The sequence below is a fragment of the Mycobacterium sp. DL99 genome (assembly GCF_004762045.1).
Classification (GTDB): domain Bacteria; phylum Actinomycetota; class Actinomycetes; order Mycobacteriales; family Mycobacteriaceae; genus Mycobacterium.
This window is the reverse complement of the sequence record NZ_SJOM01000007.1, coordinates 5,055,773-5,073,697: the sequence shown is the minus strand read 5'-3', so window position 1 is coordinate 5,073,697 and position 17,925 is coordinate 5,055,773. Positions and strand designations below refer to the sequence as shown.

20 protein-coding genes and 1 pseudogene are annotated in these 17,925 nt (G+C 66.7%); 16 read left to right on the top strand and 5 right to left on the bottom strand.

The genetic code is table 11. The features are described 5' to 3' along the window. The 3 genes and pseudogenes from EYZ64_RS24750 to EYZ64_RS24740 all read left to right on the top strand — a co-directional run. Positions 1-720: pseudogene (locus tag EYZ64_RS24750) on the top strand (hypothetical protein); the annotation flags it as partial. Between the two features lie 81 nt (positions 721-801). Continuing rightward, entirely contained in the window at positions 802-1,539 is a 738-nt protein-coding gene (locus EYZ64_RS24745; RefSeq protein ID WP_135457604.1) for an RDD family protein, read from the top strand. A gap of 12 nt (positions 1,540-1,551) precedes the next feature. Then, complete coding sequence (locus EYZ64_RS24740; RefSeq protein ID WP_135457603.1) at positions 1,552-2,706, top strand: cystathionine gamma-synthase; 1,155 nt, start codon at positions 1,552-1,554, stop codon at positions 2,704-2,706. Here the strand turns inward: EYZ64_RS24740 and EYZ64_RS24735 are convergent. From EYZ64_RS24735 to EYZ64_RS24725, 3 genes are all read right to left on the bottom strand, one after another. Continuing rightward, positions 2,703-3,374: a GOLPH3/VPS74 family protein gene (locus tag EYZ64_RS24735; protein ID WP_135457601.1), complete on the bottom strand. Its 672-nt coding sequence runs from the start codon at positions 3,372-3,374 to the stop codon at positions 2,703-2,705. The genes EYZ64_RS24740 and EYZ64_RS24735 overlap by 4 nt on opposite strands. Positions 3,375-3,409: 35 nt before the next feature. Beyond that, positions 3,410-3,904 (bottom strand): transcription elongation factor GreA, encoded by a 495-nt coding sequence (greA, locus tag EYZ64_RS24730; protein ID WP_135457599.1) that lies wholly within the window; start codon positions 3,902-3,904, stop codon positions 3,410-3,412. Between the two features lie 231 nt (positions 3,905-4,135). Further along, complete coding sequence (locus EYZ64_RS24725) at positions 4,136-4,558, bottom strand: DUF4307 domain-containing protein (RefSeq protein ID WP_135457597.1); 423 nt, start codon at positions 4,556-4,558, stop codon at positions 4,136-4,138. Positions 4,559-4,662: 104 nt separating this feature from the next. On the opposite strand from EYZ64_RS24725, the gene mca reads away from it, so the two are divergent. From mca to EYZ64_RS24705, 4 genes are read left to right on the top strand one after another with little or no spacing between them, the layout of a single operon-like run. After that, entirely contained in the window at positions 4,663-5,529 is an 867-nt protein-coding gene (mca, locus tag EYZ64_RS24720; protein ID WP_135457595.1) for a mycothiol conjugate amidase Mca, read from the top strand. Further along, the gene (locus tag EYZ64_RS24715) at positions 5,526-5,828 is read left to right on the top strand and encodes a hypothetical protein (protein WP_135457593.1); all 303 of its coding nucleotides are present in this window, start codon (positions 5,526-5,528) and stop codon (positions 5,826-5,828) included. The genes mca and EYZ64_RS24715 overlap by 4 nt, the downstream gene beginning before the upstream one ends. Further along, complete coding sequence (locus tag EYZ64_RS24710; protein ID WP_135457591.1) at positions 5,788-7,827, top strand: thioredoxin domain-containing protein; 2,040 nt, start codon at positions 5,788-5,790, stop codon at positions 7,825-7,827. Before EYZ64_RS24715 ends, EYZ64_RS24710 begins: the two co-directional genes overlap by 41 nt. Before the next feature lie 10 nt (positions 7,828-7,837). Next, entirely contained in the window at positions 7,838-8,212 is a 375-nt protein-coding gene (locus EYZ64_RS24705) for a nuclear transport factor 2 family protein (RefSeq protein WP_135457589.1), read from the top strand. A 68-nt stretch (positions 8,213-8,280) separates the two neighbouring features. Here the strand turns inward: EYZ64_RS24705 and trhA are convergent, their stop codons facing one another. Then, positions 8,281-9,024, bottom strand: a complete 744-nt coding sequence (gene trhA / locus EYZ64_RS24700) for a PAQR family membrane homeostasis protein TrhA (RefSeq protein ID WP_135457587.1) — start codon at positions 9,022-9,024, stop codon at positions 8,281-8,283. A 56-nt stretch (positions 9,025-9,080) separates the two neighbouring features. On the opposite strand from trhA, the gene EYZ64_RS24695 reads away from it, so the two are divergent. The 4 genes from EYZ64_RS24695 (at position 9,081) to EYZ64_RS24680 (ending at position 12,357) form a co-directional block, all read left to right on the top strand. Continuing rightward, positions 9,081-9,872, top strand: coding sequence for a (2Z,6E)-farnesyl diphosphate synthase (locus EYZ64_RS24695; RefSeq protein WP_135457585.1), 792 nt, complete (start codon positions 9,081-9,083; stop codon positions 9,870-9,872). Between the two features lie 15 nt (positions 9,873-9,887). Next, positions 9,888-11,261, top strand: coding sequence for a hypothetical protein (locus EYZ64_RS24690; protein WP_135457583.1), 1,374 nt, complete (start codon positions 9,888-9,890; stop codon positions 11,259-11,261). A gap of 136 nt (positions 11,262-11,397) precedes the next feature. After that, positions 11,398-11,823 carry a hypothetical protein gene (locus EYZ64_RS24685; protein ID WP_135457582.1) on the top strand — a complete coding sequence of 142 codons (426 nt, stop codon included), beginning with the start codon at positions 11,398-11,400 and terminating at the stop codon, positions 11,821-11,823. A 120-nt stretch (positions 11,824-11,943) separates the two neighbouring features. Continuing rightward, positions 11,944-12,357 (top strand): hypothetical protein, encoded by a 414-nt coding sequence (locus EYZ64_RS24680; protein ID WP_135457580.1) that lies wholly within the window; start codon positions 11,944-11,946, stop codon positions 12,355-12,357. Positions 12,358-12,416: 59 nt separating this feature from the next. On the opposite strand, the gene coaA is transcribed toward EYZ64_RS24680, so the two are convergent. After that, positions 12,417-13,355 (bottom strand): type I pantothenate kinase, encoded by a 939-nt coding sequence (coaA, locus tag EYZ64_RS24675; protein WP_135457578.1) that lies wholly within the window; start codon positions 13,353-13,355, stop codon positions 12,417-12,419. Between the two features lie 30 nt (positions 13,356-13,385). Between coaA and EYZ64_RS24670 the strand changes: the two genes are divergently transcribed. The 5 genes from EYZ64_RS24670 to EYZ64_RS24650 all read left to right on the top strand — a co-directional run bounded on the left by EYZ64_RS24670 (position 13,386) and on the right by EYZ64_RS24650 (position 17,892). After that, the gene (locus EYZ64_RS24670) at positions 13,386-14,606 is read left to right on the top strand and encodes a DUF885 domain-containing protein (protein WP_135457576.1); all 1,221 of its coding nucleotides are present in this window, start codon (positions 13,386-13,388) and stop codon (positions 14,604-14,606) included. A gap of 230 nt (positions 14,607-14,836) precedes the next feature. After that, positions 14,837-15,247: a hypothetical protein gene (locus tag EYZ64_RS24665; RefSeq protein WP_135457574.1), complete on the top strand. Its 411-nt coding sequence runs from the start codon at positions 14,837-14,839 to the stop codon at positions 15,245-15,247. Between the two features lie 282 nt (positions 15,248-15,529). Beyond that, entirely contained in the window at positions 15,530-15,850 is a 321-nt protein-coding gene (locus EYZ64_RS24660) for a hypothetical protein (RefSeq protein ID WP_135457572.1), read from the top strand. Positions 15,851-15,893: 43 nt separating this feature from the next. After that, on the top strand, positions 15,894-16,418 hold the full coding sequence (locus EYZ64_RS24655) for a hypothetical protein (RefSeq protein WP_135457570.1): 525 nt from the start codon (positions 15,894-15,896) through the stop codon (positions 16,416-16,418). Positions 16,419-16,428: 10 nt separating this feature from the next. Beyond that, positions 16,429-17,892 (top strand): glycine hydroxymethyltransferase, encoded by a 1,464-nt coding sequence (locus tag EYZ64_RS24650; protein WP_135457568.1) that lies wholly within the window; start codon positions 16,429-16,431, stop codon positions 17,890-17,892. Positions 17,893-17,925 lie beyond the last annotated feature (33 nt).

Sequence of the window (17,925 nt, the reverse complement as noted above, 5' to 3'; positions counted from 1 at the left end):
AAGTTCCTCAAGCATCCGGTCGAACTGATCGTGCCGGGGCTGGTGTTCGGAGCCGCGATCGGTGCCGTCTACGCCATCTTCATGGTGATCGCGACCGCCGTCTCGCCCGACACCACGAGCAGCTACGAGTCCTATGACTCGGGCTTCGGCGTCTCGGCGTCGAGCAATCTCGGTTTCGCCGGCGGCGCCGTGATGTTCATCGGCGGAATCGTGCTGTTGATCATGAGCGGATGGATCGCGGCGGCCTACACCGCGGGCCTGCTCGACATCGCCAACGGGCAGCCGGTGACGATCGGATCGTTCTTCAAGCCGCGCAACGTCGGCAACGTGATCCTCGCGACTGTGCTTGTCGGACTGATCATCTTTGCGGTCGTCCTGGTGCTGTTCCTCCCCACGATCCTGATGCCTGGACTCGTGTTCCTGAGCATGCCGTTGGCGTGGATCGCCGAGCTGCTTCTCGGTGTGCTGTTCCTGTTCACGACCGTCGCAGCTGTCGACCGCAATCTCAAAGGTGTCGACGCGGTCAAGGCGAGCTTCAACCTCGTCAAGCCCAAATTCGGCACGGTGCTGGTCACGGTGCTCGTGATGATCGCCATCTCCATTGTCGGGTCGATCCCGTGCGGGCTCGGCTTGATCGTGGGAATCCCGCTGATCCTTCTCATCCAGGTGTACGCCTGGCGCCGGCTCAGCGGCGGCCCGGTGGCACCGCTGTCCCAGTAGCAGAACCGAACTCAGCGCCCACGGCGCGTACGGCAGAAATGTCTGCGCCGTGGGCGTTGTGCTGCGTGACATCATTTGCTCATGACACTGCAGCCGCCGCCCGGGTCTGGATATATCGCCGACCCCAACACCCCGGGGATGAATCCGTACCCCAGCCCTTATCCCACTGCGGGGCAGGGCAATCCGTACGGCCCCGGGCCCACCGGCTACCCGGCACCCGGACCGTCGCCCTACCCGGCGCCCGGCCCCTCGCCGCAGTGGAACTACGGCCAGCCGGTACCGAATCCGAACGCATACACGCCGTGGCTGGACCGGGTGCTGGCCTCGGTGATCGATCAGATTCCGATCATCGTGATCGTGATGCTCGGGTACGGGGTCCTCATGGCAAGCGTGATGGCCGCCACGGCGACGGAGGATTCACAGGGTGAGCCCTCCGGCGCTGCAGTCGCGGTACTGCTCCTGGTGACCTTCGCGTTCTTCGGTCTGCTGCCGATGGCCTACCTGGTGTGGAACTTCGGCCACCGACAGGGCAAGACCGGGCAGAGCATCGGCAAGAAGGTCATGAAGTTCAAGGTGGTCAGCGAGAAGACCGGCCAGCCGATCGGTTTGGGTATGTCACTGCTGCGCCAGATCGCACACTTCCTCGACAGCATCTTCTACATCGGTTACCTGATGCCGCTGTGGGACGGCAAGCGTCAGACCATCGCCGACAAGATGCTGACCACGGTGTGCCTGCCCGCCCCGGTATCTACTCCCGCGCCCACCGCGTATCCCGGCCCGCAGGGCGGCCCGAATCCGTACGTGTACCCGCCCCGATAGGCTCACTACGTTATGAGCGAACAGCGCAAGTGGCACGGTCTGGCCACAAAAGCCATCCACGCCGGTTACCGGCCCGACCCGGGCACCGGAGCCGTCAACACCCCGATCTACGCCAGTTCGACCTTCGCCCAGGACGGCGTCGGCGGATTGCGCGGCGGATTCGAGTACGCCCGGACCGGCAACCCCACCCGGGCCGCCCTCGAATCGGCACTGGCCGCGGTCGAGGAGGCCGCCTACGGGCGAGCATTCAGCTCGGGCATGGCCGCCACCGACTGTGCCCTTCGCGCGGTGCTGCGGCCCGGCGATCATGTGGTGATCCCCGATGACGCCTACGGGGGCACCTTCCGGCTGATCGACAAGGTGTTCTCGCAGTGGGGCGTCACGCATACCCCCGTCCCGCTGAGCGACCTGGACGCGGTGCGGTCGGCCCTGACCCCGCGTACCCGGATGATCTGGGTGGAGACACCGACCAACCCGTTGCTGAGTATCGCCGACATCGCCGGGATCGTGCAGATCGCTGCGACCTCGGGCGTCAAGGTGTTGGTGGACAACACGTTTGCCTCCCCGGCGCTGCAGCAGCCGCTGCTCCTGGGGGCCGACATCGTGTTGCACTCGACCACCAAGTACATCGGTGGGCACTCGGATGTGGTGGGTGGTGCGCTGCTGACCAACGACGAGGAGCTCGACGCGGCATTCGCATTCCTGCAGAACGGCGCCGGAGGGGTGCCGGGTCCGTTCGACGCGTACCTGACCATGCGGGGGCTCAAGACTCTGGTGCTGCGGATGCGTCAGCACAGCGAAAACGCCGCGCTCATCGCCGAATTCCTCGACGGTCACCCCGCGGTCGAGACCGTGCTGTATCCCGGTCTGGTCAGCCATCCCAACCACGATGTCGCTGCGCGGCAGATGTCCGGTTTCGGCGGCATGGTGAGCCTGCAGCTGCGCGGTGGGCCCCGTGCGGCACGTGAATTGTGCTCGCGTACTGAGCTTTTCATTCTCGCCGAGTCGCTTGGCGGGGTGGAGTCGCTGATCGAGTACCCAGGTGCCATGACGCACGCGTCGACCGCGGGGTCGCAGCTGGAGGTGCCCGACAACCTGGTGCGCCTGTCGGTGGGTATCGAGCATGCCGCCGATCTGCTGGCCGACCTGGAGCAGGCCCTGTCCTAGCTCATCAGAGCCGGACGCAACGCCGACGTCGTCACTGCCAGATTCATCTCCGGCAGTGCCGACGCGGTCTCGTCCACCCAAATGCCCGTGGCGATTTCGGTGGATCGGGCATGTACCCAGCGCCAGCCCCGGTCGTTGAGACTCAGTACGGCGCCCAGGCCGTCAACCGCATGCAGTAGGCAGATGATCGCGGCGATCGCCGGTACCGGATTGTGGCCGTCGAACAACGTGGCCAGCAGGGCCGCCCGCGTCTGACTCACCCGATCCCGGTTGGTCAGGGGCCAGCAGTACACCGGCATACCCGGAAAGCCCTTGCCGGGCATCCGGACTCGGCGGATCTGTCCGAGGCGTTCGAGATGCTGCTCCAGGGTGGGCTGGATGTGCTTGCTCAGCTTGGTCAACGCGGTATCGGCCGCAAGCGGCCGGCGTTGCAGTAGTTCGAACGCCGGGTCACCGACCGGATCGACGGGCCAATCACCGGCCAACGCGATCAGCCGACCGGCCTCGATCGGTTCGCCGGCCATGGCTGGGCGGATCCGGCAGGCGTATGCCAGATCCAGTAGTACCGCGGCGCTGAGTACTTTCTCCCTGCGGTGACGGTCAAGCCCGGGCTGCGCGGCTGCGTTGTCCAGCAACAGCAAGAACAGGTCTTCGGCGATTTGCGCCATTTCCCCGACTGTACTGCTTCGCCCGGGCCGCCCCGTCAGGCGTGGTAGGGCTCGGCGCTGATCAGGGTGACCTTGACCGTGTTGCCGTTGGGCACGGTGTACGTGCGCGACTCGCCGACCTTGGCGTCGATGAGGGCACTGCCCAGCGGTGAGTTGGGGGAGTACACCTCGAGCTTGCCGTCGCTGATGCCCTCCTGGCGGGTGGCGATCAGGAACGTCTCGGTGTCCTTCTTGTCGTCGTCGTAGTACACCTTGACGACCGAACCGGGCAGCGCGACGCCGGACTGCTTGGGAGCCTCACCGACCTTGGCGTTGTTGAGCAGCTCCTGCAGCTGGCGGATGCGGGCCTCCTGCTGGCCCTGCTCCTCGCGGGCGGCGTGATAGCCACCGTTCTCGCGCAGATCGCCCTCTTCGCGACGGTCGTTGATCTCGGCGGCGATCACCGGCCGGTTGGCGATCAGCTGATCCAGCTCCGCCTTCAACCGGTCGAATGCGTCCTGAGTGAGCCAGGTGACCTGTGTGTCGGTCATATTCTCGCGCTCCTGTCTATCTTGCTAAGGCGCTGATGCGCCTTCCTCGCGTACCAAGTCCGTTGTTTCCGCCGGGGAAGGCGCGTGTATTGCCGCGCGTCGGCACCTAACCGAGTGCTAATGCAGCAATACACGGCCCCAGCGAGGAACCGTGTATCGGACAATCGTACCACCGAGCGGCCAACGAATCTTCATTTAATCGCTGTCAGACGTGGGTTGTGGACGTCAGAATCAGGGCGCTACCAGGTAGGACGGCACATCCGTCCCGCAACCGTAGACGTCGCCGATCACGGGAGTCCGGCTGGATTTCACTTCCGTGGTCACCTGCACCACCGTGTGGTCGGACGGGCCGACCAGGATTTCACGCCGGCCGGTCTCGCTGCCGTCGATCGAGCGGGCCCGGACGATGCACACCACCGGCTTCGACGGGTCGGGACGGGTCACCCCGATCGTCACCGAGACGGTCTGGTTGTCGATCAGTTCGTAGGCCGAGAGCTCGCCTTTCACCTCGCCGGTGCCCAATCGCTGGAAGGCCACGACCGCGAGGATCACACCCGCCACCACCACCAGGCCGACCAGTGCGAACGTGATCCATCGCCGGGTCCGGCGGGACAATTGGCGGGATCCGTAGCGGGCGGCGGGGCGTTCGATCATCAGAACTGGAACTATAGGGCCAGACAGACACGTCACCGCAGCCCAGGGCTGAAGGTCGGGTAGAGGGATTAGGTAAGAGGACGCCGTAGTTAGATGAAAGCGAAATGAGTGAACTGCGGTTGATGGCGGTGCATGCCCACCCGGACGACGAGTCCAGCAAGGGGGCGGCAACCACCGCACGCTATGCGGCTGAAGGTGTGCGCGTCATGGTCGTGACGCTCACCGGTGGCGAGCGCGGCGACATTCTCAATCCGGCGATGGACCTCCCCGAGGTCCACGGCCGGATCACCGAGGTGCGCCGCGACGAGATGGCCAAGGCGGCCGAGATCCTCGGTGTCGAGCATCACTGGCTGGGTTTCGTGGACTCGGGTCTGCCCGAGGGCGACCCGCTGCCCCCGCTGCCGGACGGCTGTTTCGCGTGTGTGCCGATCGCCGAGCCGGTCAGCCGGCTGGTCCGGGTCATCCGGGAGTTCCAGCCGCATGTGCTGACCACCTACGACGAGAACGGCGGTTACCCACACCCCGATCACATCCGTTGTCACGAGGTGTCGGTGGCGGCCTACGAGGCGGCCGCCGACCACCGGCAGTATCCCGAGGCCGGGACGCCTTGGAGCGTGTCGAAGCTGTATTACAACCACGGCTTCCTGCGCCAGCGCATGCAACTGCTGCAGGACGAGTTCGCCAAGAACGGCAGGACGGGCCCCTTCGGCAAATGGCTGGAGCACTGGGAACCCGATCACGACATATTCGCCAAGCGGGTCACCACCCGTGTTGAATGCTCGGAGTACTTCAGTCAGCGCGACGATGCGCTGCGCGCGCACGCGACCCAGATCGATCCGAAAGGCGATTTCTTCCATGCGCCGATCGAGTGGCAGCAGCGGCTCTGGCCGACTGAGGAGTTCGAGTTGGCGCGGTCGCGTGTGCCGGTGAATCTGCCGGAAGACGACCTGTTCACCGGGATTGAGAAATGATCGACACATTGACTGCAGTGGTCACACTGCTCGCCGACGAGCCCCGCAACACCGGACCCGAGTTCGGTAAGGCGACCCCGCTCGGCCTGCTCATCACGGTGGCGCTGCTGATCGGAACCTTCGCACTGGTCTGGTCGATGAACCGGCACCTGCGCAAGCTGCCCGAGTCTTTCGACCGGGAACACCCCGAGCCCGATCAGGCCGCCGACGAGGGCACGGCCGAGGACGCGGATGGCGACGCGGCGAACAGCACTCCCGATGACCACCAAGGTCAGCCACGTGAGCCGGGTGGCGGGTAACACTCTCGGCGGGTCCACCAGCCCGTACCTCCGCCAGCACGCCGACAATCCGGTGCACTGGCGGGAATGGACGCCCGAAGCGCTCGCTGAGGCCGCCTCGCGCGACGTCCCCATCCTGCTGTCCATCGGCTACGCGGCGTGTCACTGGTGTCACGTGATGGCGCATGAGTCGTTCGACGACGCGGAAGTGGCAGCCGTGCTCAACGACGGATTCGTCTGCATCAAGGTCGACCGTGAAGAGCGTCCCGATCTGGACGCGGTGTACATGAACGCCACCGTCGCGTTGACCGGGCAGGGCGGCTGGCCCATGACCTGCTTCCTGACCCCCGACGGCCGGCCGTTCTTCTGCGGCACGTACTACCCGAAGCTGGGGTTCCTGCAACTGCTGGACGCGGTCGCCGAAACCTGGCGGGATCGGCGCGACGAGGTCGAGCGGGCCTCGGATCAGATCGCCACCGAATTGCGGTCGATGTCGGCCGGACTGCCGGGCGGCGGGGCGCCGGTGGGCCGTGAGTTGTGCGATCACGCGGTGGCTGCGGTGCTGCACGACGAGGACGAGACGTACGGAGGCTTTGGCGGCGCGCCGAAGTTCCCGCCCTCGGCGTTGTTGGAAGGGCTGCTGCGTCACCACGAACGCACCGGATCCGTGCCGGCGCTGACGGCCGTGCAGCGCACGTGTACGGCGATGGCCCGCGGCGGCATCTACGACCAGCTGGCCGGTGGATTCGCGCGCTACAGCGTCGACCCCCACTGGGTGGTGCCGCACTTCGAGAAGATGCTGTACGACAACGCGTTGCTGCTCCGGGCTTACGCGCACCTGGCGCGTCGGACCGGGGATCCGTTGGCACGCAGGGTGACTGGACAGACAGCCGCCTTCATCATGTCGGACTTGGGGGCCGGCGGCATGTTCGCCTCGTCGCTGGACGCCGACGCCGGTGGACGCGAAGGCCTGACCTACGTGTGGACCCCCGCCGAACTGCGCTCGGTGCTGGGGGATGACGACGGAGATTGGGCGGCTTCACTTTTCGGGGTGACGGTCGACGGGACGTTCGAGCACGGTGCCTCGGTGCTGCAACTGCATCGCGATCCCGACGATGAGGCTCGTTTCGAGTCGGTGCGTACGGCGTTGTCGGCGGCCCGCGCGCTGCGACCCCAGCCGGCGCGCGACGACAAGGTGGTGACCGCTTGGAATGGGCTGGCCATCACTGCGTTGGCCGAAGCCTCGGTGGCCCTCGAGCAACCCGAATTGCTTTCTGCGGCACTCGATTGCGCGCGCCGATTGCTTGACCTGCACGTGGTGGGCGGTCGGCTGCGCCGTGCCGGCCTTGGCGGTCGGGTGGGGGAGAGTGCGGCCATCCTCGAGGATTACGCGGCGCTGGCCACCGCGTTGCTCACGCTCTACCAGCTCACCGGCTTCGGGTTGTCCGAGGCGGTTGGGTTGTTGGATATCGCCCTCGACCACTTTGCGGATCCCGATCAGCCGGGTCGCTGGTTCGACACCGCTGACGACGCCGAGAAACTCATGGTGCGCCCCGCCGACCCGATCGACGGCGCGACGCCGTCGGGCGCCTCACTGATCGCCGAGGCCCTGCAGGCGGCGGGCTACCTGACGGGGTCTGAGCGGTATGTGGATGCAGCACAGGCGACGTTGTCCTCGGCCACGCCGATCCTGGCCCGTGCGGCCCGGTCCGGCGGGCACTGGCTGGCGGTCGCGGAGGCGCAGGTGTGCGGACCGATCCAGGTCGCGGTGGCCGGCGATCCGTCCTCTGATCTGTTGGCCGCCGCGCGCCGGCTGGCCCCCGGTGGGGCACTGGTCGTCGGGGGTGCCCCAGGTTCCGCAGACTCGTCGCCGTTGCTTCGGGGGCGCGACCGGGTGGACGGCGCCGACGCCGCCTATGTGTGTCGCGGCACGGTGTGTGACCTGCCCGTCACCACCGTCGGGGAACTTGCAGTCTCGCTGGGTGGTGAACCTCCGGACGGCGGAAGTGGCGCCGTGTAGCCTCGCGGCCATGCCCAACGCCGAGCAAATCACCCAGACCGTCAAGCGCTACCTCGACCTGGTCGCCAGCGGAAGTGCCGACGAGATCGCCGAGCTGTATGCGGACGACGCGACCGTCGAGGATCCGGTGGGCGGCGGTGAGGTTCACATCGGACGGGCCGCCATCCGCGGCTTCTACGCCAACGTCGAGAACATCAAGGGCAAGACCGAGCTGGTGACGCTCCGGGTGGCCGGCCACGAGGCTGCGTTCCACTTCCGGCTGACGATGGACTTCGGCACCACCAGCATGCAGATCGAGCCCATCGACGTGATGGTGTTCGACGGCGACGGCAAGATCAGCGCGATGAAGGCCTACTGGTCACAGGCAGACACCGTCACGCTCTAGCTCCGGTCGAAGGCCCCGCATCGTCGTGTGACGGTGCGGGGCTTTTGTGTTTCTGGCGTGCTGACGGATCAGAAGACGGCGAACCACATGGCGATGTAGTGGCAGATCGCCGCGACCGCGGTGCAGGCGTGGAAGAACTCGTGATGGCCGAACGTGGTGGGCCAGGGGTTGGGCCATTTGAGCGCGTAGAGCACGCCGCCGATGCTGTAGAGCGCGCCGCCGACGATCAGCAGCACCACCGCCGCCACCCCGGCCCCGTGCATGATCGGTCCGATGAACCAGGCCGCGACCCAGCCCAGCAGGATGTAGAGCGGTACGCCGAGCCAGCGTGGTGCCGACGGCCAGAACATCTTGAGCAGCACGCCCGCGATCGCCCCACCCCAGACGATCCAGAACAGCACCATGCCTTTGGATTCGGGCAGAGCCAGCAGCGCGAAAGGGGTGTAGCTGCCGGCGATGAAGATGAAGATCATCGAGTGATCGAGGCGCTTCATCCACTTGCGGGCGGAGGCGGATTTCCAGTTCACCCGGTGATAGGTGCCGCTGACGGTGAACATCGCCACGATCGTGAAGGTGTAGAGCAGCGTGGCCAGCCCGGCCCGGGTGGATTCCAGCGACCACGACACCGACACCAGGGCCGCACCGGCGATGAATGCGATCACCGCCGAATACACGTGGATCCAGCCCCGTGCGCGCGGCTTGCCCAGGAACTGGGCGACGCCCTCGGCGACCGCCTCGGGCAGATCTTCCGCGGGCCGGTTCAGTGCGGCCGCTGAGCGGTAGGGCTTGGTGCTACCCGTCGGCGCAGTCATGTCACCTCCATTGAGAACCGTGGTGTACCCCGACGCTCACAGTAGTCTGGACTCTCGTGGACATCATTCCCCCGCGGCTCAAGGAACCGGCCTATCGGCTCTACGAGATGCGGTTGCGTCAGGAACTGGCGCAGTCCAGAGCTGAGCTACCTCGCCACATCGCGGTGCTGTGCGACGGTAACCGCCGCTGGGCGCGTGACGCAGGTTACGACGACGTCAGCATCGGCTACCGGATGGGCGCGGCCAAGATCGCCGAGATGCTGCGCTGGTGCCAGGCCGCAGGCATCGAGATGACGACGGTCTACCTGCTCTCGACCGAGAACCTGCAGCGCGATCCCGAAGAGCTGTCCGCCCTGCTCGAGATCATCACCGACGTGGTCGAGGAGATCTGCGCCCCGTCGAACACCTGGACGGTGCGCACCGTCGGTGACCTGGAGTTGTTGGGGGAGGAGCCGGCCCGTCGACTGCGCGAGGCGGTCGAATCGACCACCGGCAGGGGCGGGAAGTTCCATGTGAACGTGGCCGTGGCCTACGGCGGCCGTCAGGAGATCGTCGACGCCGTGCGCTCGCTCCTGTCGAAGGAACTGGCCAACGGTGCCACCGCCGAACAACTCGTGGACGCGGTCACGGTCGACGGCATCTCCGAGAACCTGTACACCTCAGGCCAACCCGACCCGGATCTCGTCATCCGCACCTCAGGTGAGCAACGCCTCAGCGGATTCCTGTTGTGGCAGAGCGCATATTCGGAGATGTGGTTCACCGAGGCGTACTGGCCCGCCTTCCGCCGCGTCGACTTCCTGCGCGCATTGCGCGATTACACGGCCCGGCACCGCAGATTCGGCAAGTAGTGCCAAACTTGAGACATGGCTGCGCTGTCGGCAGTGGTCTTCACCCTCAGCTGGTGGCTGGGTTTATACCTGCTTGCCCGCGACCCGCGTAAGCCCGTCCTCGTCCTCGCGGCGATCGGGCTGACGAGCTTCGCGGCCGTGGTCGCGCTCGACGCGGTCCGGCTGGTCACCGGCTCGGAAGTGCTCAGCCGCATCGAGATCTATCTGGTGGCATTGCCGGGCATCGCCTGGTTCGCGGTCATGGTCGAACTTGCCCGCCCGGCCGACACCTTCCGGTCCCGCGTCGGTGAGATCGCGGCGATCTTCGCCGTCGCAGTGCTGGCGTTCGCCGGGGCGGGGCTCGCGGGCAGCGTCGACGGCCCGCTGCGGACCGGTCACTGGGTGATGTTCGCGGTGATCTCGTTGTCCTCGCTCGGCGCCATGGTCAAGGCCGTGCTCGGCGGCGCGAAACCCGGATCGGTGGTGGGCTTCATCATCGTCGCGACGCTGTTCTTCGCGCTGGGCAACGCGATCCTGGTGATCCCGCTCGGGTTGGTGCCGAGCTGGTTGGCGCTGGCCTCCACCGGGTTCGACGTCGCACTGCTCGGTGTGGCGGTCGCGATCTGGGACGCCTTCGACGAGGGCCAGGCGTTACGAGCGGACATGCGCCGCTCGATCATCGGCACGCTGGTGATCGCAGTTCCGTTCGCGGCCCAGGCGCTGATCGGCATGACGGTGCTCGATGCCGGAGCCGGCCGCACGGTCATGACAATCCTGTTGTTCACCAGCCTGGCCGTCGCGGTCGCGGTGGAAGTGCTGGCCGATCCGCTGGCCGGGCTGTTCGACCGGTTGGCCTTCGCCCGGTCCCCGGATCTGCGCGCCGACCGCGAGGCATTGCGCCAGACCGAGGCCGCGCTGCCGCTGCGATCGGATCATCCGCTGGGCGGCATCGACGACGACGCCTTCGCCCGACTCACGCGACGTGCCCTCGGCCACTACGCCGATCTGTCGAAACTGGTGGCCAGCCCGCTGACCGCGCTGCCCGCCATCGACGCCCGGCTGGTACAGCGCGGGGCACCGGACCAGCCGCTGGAACGGGCCAACGAACTCAAGGCGCTGCTGGCTGACCGCATCGCCGCACTCAAGCCCCGCGACGGCGGCGATTTCGGCACCACCGAGCAATGGCGCCACTACAACTCGCTGTACTTCCCCTACGTCGTCGGGGTCCGCGCCTACGCGCAGAACGCCACCGCCGCCGGTCTCGACCCGGTCGCGCGGCAGGCGTGGCAGTGGCTTGTCACCGAAGTGCCACAGCGCTCACTCCACAACTGGCAGAACGCCGCGGCGCGGGTGATCGCGGCGGACCTGCGTGGTGACCTGGCGCCGGCGGTCGGCTCCGGCGGCCGATAGGGAGTTCCCCCTCCAGAAGCGGCGCTGACCTGGGCTTGGCAGCGCTTGGCAGTGTTTGGCGTCGATCTGGCAGCACCTTCTGGGCAGGGTCGGAGGTGTTCCACCAATCGACACCCTCATCGCCGAGGAGCCCGATATGACCGCGATCCTGAACCGACCCCAATCCGACGCCACCGCCGGAGCGGCTACGGAAGATGTTCTGCTGCGATTTGCTTTGCGCGCAGATGCCACCGTGTGCGCTGGCGTCGGCCTGCTGGTCGCCATGGCCGCCGATCAACTGGCCCGCATCGCGGGCCTGTCCGCCACCACCGAGTGGTTCGTCGGCGCCGCCCTGGTCGGCTATGGCGCCCTGCTGTACGTCCTGGCCGCGGTTTCGCGGGTCCGGCGTGTGGGCATCGTCGTCCTCGCCGGCAACGTGGCATTCGCGATCACCACGGTCGTCGCCATCGTGACCGGCTGGTTGTCGTTGACCGTGACCGGCGACGAGTTGGTACTCGGATTCGTCGGCGCCACCTTCGTGTTGGCCTGGCTGCAGTACCGCGGAGTGCGCCGTCTGGCGTGACTCCTTCCCGAGCCGGTGCGGGGTGCCGCCGCAAGAGGTTACGGCGCGTATCCCCGCACCGTGCTCCACCGCTCGAAGTGAATGCACGACAAGTTATCGCCACCAGAGAGAAGGAGAATCATGACCGCCATCACCGCCACCGGATCCGCTGGTACCAGGAAGGGAACCGATTCATTGCTGCGCCTGGCCATGCGGCTCGACGCAGTCCTCGTCGGCATCGCCGGGATCGCACTGCTGGCCGCGGCCGGGTACTTCGCCGATCTCACCGGGCTGCCGAAATCCGTCGAATACGGCGTCGGCGTGTTCTCGGTCGTCTACGGCATCGCGGTGTTCGCCCTGGCCGGGATCGAGCGGGTGCGTCCCGCGGGTATCGGCACGGTGGTCGCCAACGCGGCCTGCACGGTGATCGCCCTGGTGGCTGTCTTCACCATGGCGCTGACCACCGCGGGCGTCGTGGTCGTCATCGGCACCGGCATCTACACGCTGGCGATGGCCGAACTGCAGTACGTCGGGGTCAAGCGGATCCCGGCCTGATCGACCTGCGATCGCCCAGAACCGTTGTGGTTCTGGGCGATCTGGTGTCTGCGCTCCGGCTAGAGCTTGCGCAGCCGCAGCCGGTTGATCGAATGGTCGGCGTCTTTGCGGAGCACCAGGGTGGCCCGCGGCCGGGTCGGCAGGATGTTCTCGATCAGGTTGGGCCGGTTGATCGAATGCCAGATGTCGCGCGCGGCGAACACGGCCTGCTCATCGGTCAGCGTCGAGTAGTGGTGGAAGTGTGAGGCCGGATCCGCGAACGCCGTCGAACGCATGGTCAGGAACCGGGAGATGTACCACTTCTCGATGTCCTCGATGCGTGCGTCCACGTACACCGAGAAGTCGAACAGGTCCGAGACCATCAGTGCCGGCCCGGTCTGCAGGACATTGAGCCCTTCCAGGATCAGGATGTCCGGGTGCCGCACCACCTGCTTCTCACCCGGCACGATGTCGTAGAGCAGGTGTGAGTACACCGGCGCACAGACCTCGTCGGCCCCGGATTTCACCGCGGTGACGAACCGCATCAACCCGCGCCGGTCGTAGCTCTCCGGGAACCCCTTGCGGTGCATGAGGTTCCGGCGGTTGAGCTCCTTGTTCGGGTAGAGAAATCCGTCGGTCGTCACCAGGTCGACCCGGGGATGGTGGCCCCAGCGGGCCAACAGGGCCTGCAGCACACGGGCGGTGGTCGATTTTCCGACCGCCACACTGCCCGCGACGCCGATGACGAACGGCACCGGCCGGTCCGGATTCTGCTGCGGCTCACCGAGGAACTCCGCCGTCGCGGCGAACAAGCGCTGCCGGGCGGCCACCTGCAGATGGATCAATCGGGCCAGGGGCAGATAGACCTCTTCGACCTCGAGGATGTCGAGTTTCTCGCCCATACCGCGCAGGCGCAGCAGCTCGTCCTCGTTGAGTTTCAGCGGTGTCGACATGCGCAGTGCACGCCATTGACTTCGGTCGAACTCCACATAGGGGCTCGGCTCGCTCGGCCGCGGCATTCGGTCAGTCTTGCATCTACGGTTGTCGGCATGGGTAATGGGATCGACAAAAAGTCAGACTCCGCGGAACTGATCCGCGAGTACCTGCTGCTCGGCCTGCGCTTTGACCGGGTCGAGGACGGTTACGTCGACTCCTTCACCGGTGACTCGCAGCTGCGCCGCGCGGTGGAGAACGAGCCCGCGCCGGACCCGGCCGAGCTGGCCCGCCAGGCTGATCGGTTACTGACCCAGATCCCTGACGATCTCGATCACGACCGCGCCGAATACATTGCCGCGCATCTGCGCGCGCTCAACTGCGCGGGCCGCAAGTTCGCCGGTGAGCAGGTCGGTTTCGTCGACGAGGTACAGGCTTATTTCGACGTGCGGATCAGCAAGGGCGACCCCGAGAGGTACCGCCAGGCGCACGCCAAACTCGACGACGCACTCGGCGGCACCGGCCCGTTGACCGAGCGAATTCAGGCCCACCGCACCGGAGACGAGATCCCGCCGGCCCGGCTGGAGGAGTGCATCCACGCGTTCTCGTCGGCCCTGCGAGACAAGGTGCGTGCCGCGTACCCGCTGCCGGAGACCGAGACCATCACCTATGAGGTGGTCACCGACAAGCCGTGGTCGGGGTTCAACTACTACCTGGGCGATTACAAGTCCACCGTCGCGGTCAACGCCGACCTCAAACAACAGATGGCCAACCTGCCCCGGCTGGTGGCCCACGAGTCCTACCCGGGCCATCACACCGAGCATTGCCGCAAAGAGGCCGGCCTGGTGGCTCGCGACGGCGAACTGGAACAGACGATCTTCCTCGTCAACACCCCGCAGTGCCTGATGGCCGAGGGCCTGGCCGACCTGGCGTTGCATGCCATCGTCGGGCCGGGCTGGGGGGCATGGGCCGCCGACATCTACGCCGACCTGGGGCTGCGGTTCGACGGGGAACGCGCGGAGGCGATCTCGGAGGCGGTGGCCGGGCTGGCCGATGTGCGCCAGGACGCGGCGCTGATGCTGCACGACGAGCATCGCGACGTCGACGAGGTGGCGGAGTTCCTCAAGCAGTGGCTGCTGGTCGACGACGACCGCGCCAGGCAGTCGCTGCGGTTCCTGTCCTCGCCGCTGTGGCGGGCCTACACCAGCACCTACATCGAGGGTTATCGGTTGCTGCGGACGTGGTTGGACGACCGGCCCGATGGTGTGACGCTGACCCAACGTTTCGGTCGGCTGCTCGACGAGCCGCTGATCCCGTCGACATTGCGGACGGCCTAGGCTCGCGCCCGAGTCGCGGGCCGCCGGTGCGTGGCGCCCGACAGCAAAGCCCTAGACCCGATTTCAACGCCGCCCTGAGGGGCGCCTGGCATTTGCCTGACAGTGTTCTACGTTTCGTTTCTTCGCCGATATGACGGTGGTCTCAAGTGCTTGAATCGCTTAGTTACCGATCAGTAACATTGTTGCCGTAGGGCCCGGTGACAGTGCCGGGTTGGGCAAAGGAAATAACCATGGCAGCAACAAGGGAAAGACTGGACAAGATCAAGCGCGTGGCCGGCGTGATCGTGGCGGCCGGCGCGGTGGCGCTCGCTGGGATCCTCGGCTCGGGCGCGGTGGCCAATGCCGAACCCGTCACGAAGGTCGGCAGTGATCCGGTGGCGCCGGTCAGTCCCGGCGGCAAAAAAGCTCCCTTCGCGAAGGTCGGTAGCGATCCGGTGACGTCCGCCATCTCCGGCATCCCCAGCATTCCCGGCGTATCTGGTGGCACACAGCTCCCGCCCCTCGTCAGCCCGTGGCCCGGCGGTGCGTGGGCCGGCCACGATTGGAGCAAGGGATACCCCGGCGGCGGTTTCGCCAATGGCAAGGGCGGCGGCGCCGCCATCCACGGCAAGGCCGGTGGCGCGTGGTTTCACCGCGACTGATCTGACAACCCGAGAAGCCGGGCGGACTCAATTGTCCGCCTGGATCAAAACTTTGCTGTGGACTGCTCTGGATTCCGCGCTCGCGCCAGCTGGGGGCTTGTCGGGGCGGGTCTACCTCCTCCGCTGAAAAGCCATTTGAAAGCGCAAATACTGACCTTGATTTGCGCTGCCGCGGGTCATGGGGCCCGCGCCGGCCGGCTGCTTGATAGGCCCTTTCGGCGAAGCGTAAAATATTTGCTGAGAATCGCGGCGGCGAAACCGGATGGCGGCAAGGGAGTCGAGATGGCTGCAACAGGGACGAAAACGAACCGGATCAAGTTGATGGCCGGCGTGGTCGTGGTGGCGGGCTCGATGGGGCTGGCCGGATTCGTCGGACCCGCAGCGGTGGCCAATGCCGATCCTGTCGTCGTCTTGAATGGCCACACGGTGTCCCCACCGACACCTGGTCTCAAGATCCCGTGGCCCGGCGGAGCGTGGGCCGGCTGGGACTGGAGCAAGGGGTGGCCCGGAGGTGCCTGGGCTGGTCACGATTGGAGTAAGGGTTGGCCGGGCGGCGGTTTCGCCAACGGCAAGGGCGGCGGCGCTTGGAGTCACCCCAAGTGATCTGCCGCTGATCCCGTCGACATTGCGGGCTTAGGCTCGGAGGGTGTCTGAGTTTCGGCTGTACATCCCCGCGCTGGCGATGCCGCTCAACATGCTCTTGTTGGCGTGGATGGTGATCGGTCGGGGACTGTTTGCGCAGCTCGGCTGGATGGTGGTGTTCGGCGTCCTCGCCGCACCGTGGCTGGCACTTTGCCTGGTGGCGACCAGCAGGATGATGCGTAAACTGCCGGGCCGGGAACTCACCTCCGGGCAGGCCTGGGCGCAGGTCATCCTGTGGGTGTCGATGTTCGTGTTCGGGCTCGCCTGTGTCGACGGCGGAGACAGCCCCGACACCTTCCCGTCGGTCCTGATGAAGGTGATCGGCGAGGGGCCGCGCATGGAAACTGTCAGCAGTCTGCTGTGGGCGGCATCGGTAGTCGTCGGGGTTGCCGCTTGGTTCGTGCTGCTCACCAAGCTCACCCGAGGTCTGGCGCTTGCGCAGCCGCCTCAGCCGCCATACCCGTACCCCGGTCAACTGCCCGGTTACCCAGGCCCGGGCCCGATGAACGGCTACCACCGCTCCGACTAGGCTGAATGCCATGGCAGCAGACTCGTCATCCACCTTGCCCGCGGCTTCCGGCGTTGATTACGCCGACACCTCAAGCGCCGCCTACCAGGCCGCACTGCAGGTTATCGAATCCGTCGAGCCGAGGATCGCGGCAGCAACCCGCAAAGAGCTTGCCGATCAACGTGATTCGCTCAAGCTGATCGCCAGCGAGAATTACGCCTCCCCGGCCGTGCTGCTCACCATGGGCACCTGGTTCTCCGACAAGTACGCCGAGGGCACCGTCGGGCACCGTTTCTACGCGGGCTGCCAGAACGTCGACACCGTCGAGGCCCTGGCTGCCGAGCACGCCCGCGAACTGTTCGGCGCCCCCTACGCCTACGTCCAGCCGCACTCCGGGATCGACGCCAATCTCGTTGCCTACTGGGCCATCCTGGCCACCAAGGTGGAGGCACCAGGCCTGGCCGAGCTCGGCGCCAAGCACGTCAACGACCTGTCCGAGGCGGATTGGGAGACCCTGCGCAGCAAGCTGGGCAACCAGCGTCTGCTCGGCATGTCCCTGGATGCCGGCGGGCACCTGACCCACGGCTTCCGGCCCAACATCTCGGGCAAGATGTTCCATCAGCACAGCTACGGGACCAACCCCGAGACGGGTTTCCTGGACTACGACGCGGTGGCCGCCGCGGCCCGCGAGTTCAAGCCGTTGGTGCTGGTCGCCGGCTATTCGGCTTACCCGCGCCGGGTGAACTTCGCCAAGATGCGCGAGATCGCCGACGAGGTCGGCGCCACCCTGATGGTCGACATGGCGCACTTCGCCGGCCTGGTCGCGGGCAAGGTGTTCACCGGTGACGAGAACCCGGTGCCGCACGCCCACGTCACCACGACCACCACGCACAAGTCGCTGCGCGGCCCGCGCGGGGGCATGGTGCTGGCCACCGAGGAATTCGCCCCGGCGGTGGACAAGGGTTGCCCGATGGTGCTCGGCGGGCCGCTGAGCCACGTGATGGCGGCCAAGGCCGTCGCCCTGGCCGAGGCGCGCCAACCGGCCTTCCAGGCCTACGCCCAGCAGGTCGCCGACAACGCCCAGGCGCTGGCGGACGGCTTCGTCAAGCGTGACGCGGGCCTGGTCACCGGTGGCACCGACAACCACCTGGTGCTGCTCGATGTGCGCTCGTTCGGTCTGACCGGCCGCCAGGCCGAGTCTGCCCTGCTGGATGCGGGCGTCGTCACCAACCGCAACGCGATCCCGGCGGACCCCAACGGCGCCTGGTACACCAGCGGCATCCGGCTGGGCACCCCGGCGTTGACGAGCCGCGGATTCGGCGCCGACGACTTCGATCGCGTGGCCGAGCTGATCGTCGACGTGCTGTCCAACACGCAGGCCGATGGATCGTCCAAGGCCAAGTACAAGGTGGCCGACGGCACCGCCGAGCGCGTGCGCGCCGCCTCGGCCGAGCTGCTCGACGCCAACCCGCTGTACCCGGGCCTCACCCTCTGAACCGGAGCGGGCTACATCACACGTGACCTGAGT

Bases quoted from the DNA above. Each gene is read 5' to 3' on its own strand.
- EYZ64_RS24685 (WP_135457582.1), top strand. From the start codon at position 11,398: ATGACCGCGATCCTGAACCGACCCCAATCCGACGCCACCGCCGGAGCG.
- EYZ64_RS24715 (WP_135457593.1), top strand. From the start codon at position 5,526: ATGATCGACACATTGACTGCAGTGGTCACACTGCTCGCCGACGAGCCC.
- trhA (WP_135457587.1), bottom strand. From the start codon at position 9,024: ATGACTGCGCCGACGGGTAGCACCAAGCCCTACCGCTCAGCGGCCGCA.
- EYZ64_RS24705 (WP_135457589.1), top strand. From the start codon at position 7,838: ATGCCCAACGCCGAGCAAATCACCCAGACCGTCAAGCGCTACCTCGAC.
- greA (WP_135457599.1), bottom strand. From the start codon at position 3,904: ATGACCGACACACAGGTCACCTGGCTCACTCAGGACGCATTCGACCGG.
- EYZ64_RS24680 (WP_135457580.1), top strand. From the start codon at position 11,944: ATGACCGCCATCACCGCCACCGGATCCGCTGGTACCAGGAAGGGAACC.
- EYZ64_RS24690 (WP_135457583.1), top strand. From the start codon at position 9,888: ATGGCTGCGCTGTCGGCAGTGGTCTTCACCCTCAGCTGGTGGCTGGGT.
- EYZ64_RS24650 (WP_135457568.1), top strand. From the start codon at position 16,429: ATGGCAGCAGACTCGTCATCCACCTTGCCCGCGGCTTCCGGCGTTGAT.
- coaA (WP_135457578.1), bottom strand. From the start codon at position 13,355: ATGCCGCGGCCGAGCGAGCCGAGCCCCTATGTGGAGTTCGACCGAAGT.
- EYZ64_RS24740 (WP_135457603.1), top strand. From the start codon at position 1,552: ATGAGCGAACAGCGCAAGTGGCACGGTCTGGCCACAAAAGCCATCCAC.
- EYZ64_RS24745 (WP_135457604.1), top strand. From the start codon at position 802: ATGACACTGCAGCCGCCGCCCGGGTCTGGATATATCGCCGACCCCAAC.
- EYZ64_RS24670 (WP_135457576.1), top strand. From the start codon at position 13,386: ATGGGTAATGGGATCGACAAAAAGTCAGACTCCGCGGAACTGATCCGC.
- mca (WP_135457595.1), top strand. From the start codon at position 4,663: ATGAGTGAACTGCGGTTGATGGCGGTGCATGCCCACCCGGACGACGAG.
- EYZ64_RS24725 (WP_135457597.1), bottom strand. From the start codon at position 4,558: ATGATCGAACGCCCCGCCGCCCGCTACGGATCCCGCCAATTGTCCCGC.
- EYZ64_RS24710 (WP_135457591.1), top strand. From the start codon at position 5,788: ATGACCACCAAGGTCAGCCACGTGAGCCGGGTGGCGGGTAACACTCTC.
- EYZ64_RS24665 (WP_135457574.1), top strand. From the start codon at position 14,837: ATGGCAGCAACAAGGGAAAGACTGGACAAGATCAAGCGCGTGGCCGGC.
- EYZ64_RS24660 (WP_135457572.1), top strand. From the start codon at position 15,530: ATGGCTGCAACAGGGACGAAAACGAACCGGATCAAGTTGATGGCCGGC.
- EYZ64_RS24735 (WP_135457601.1), bottom strand. From the start codon at position 3,374: ATGGCGCAAATCGCCGAAGACCTGTTCTTGCTGTTGCTGGACAACGCA.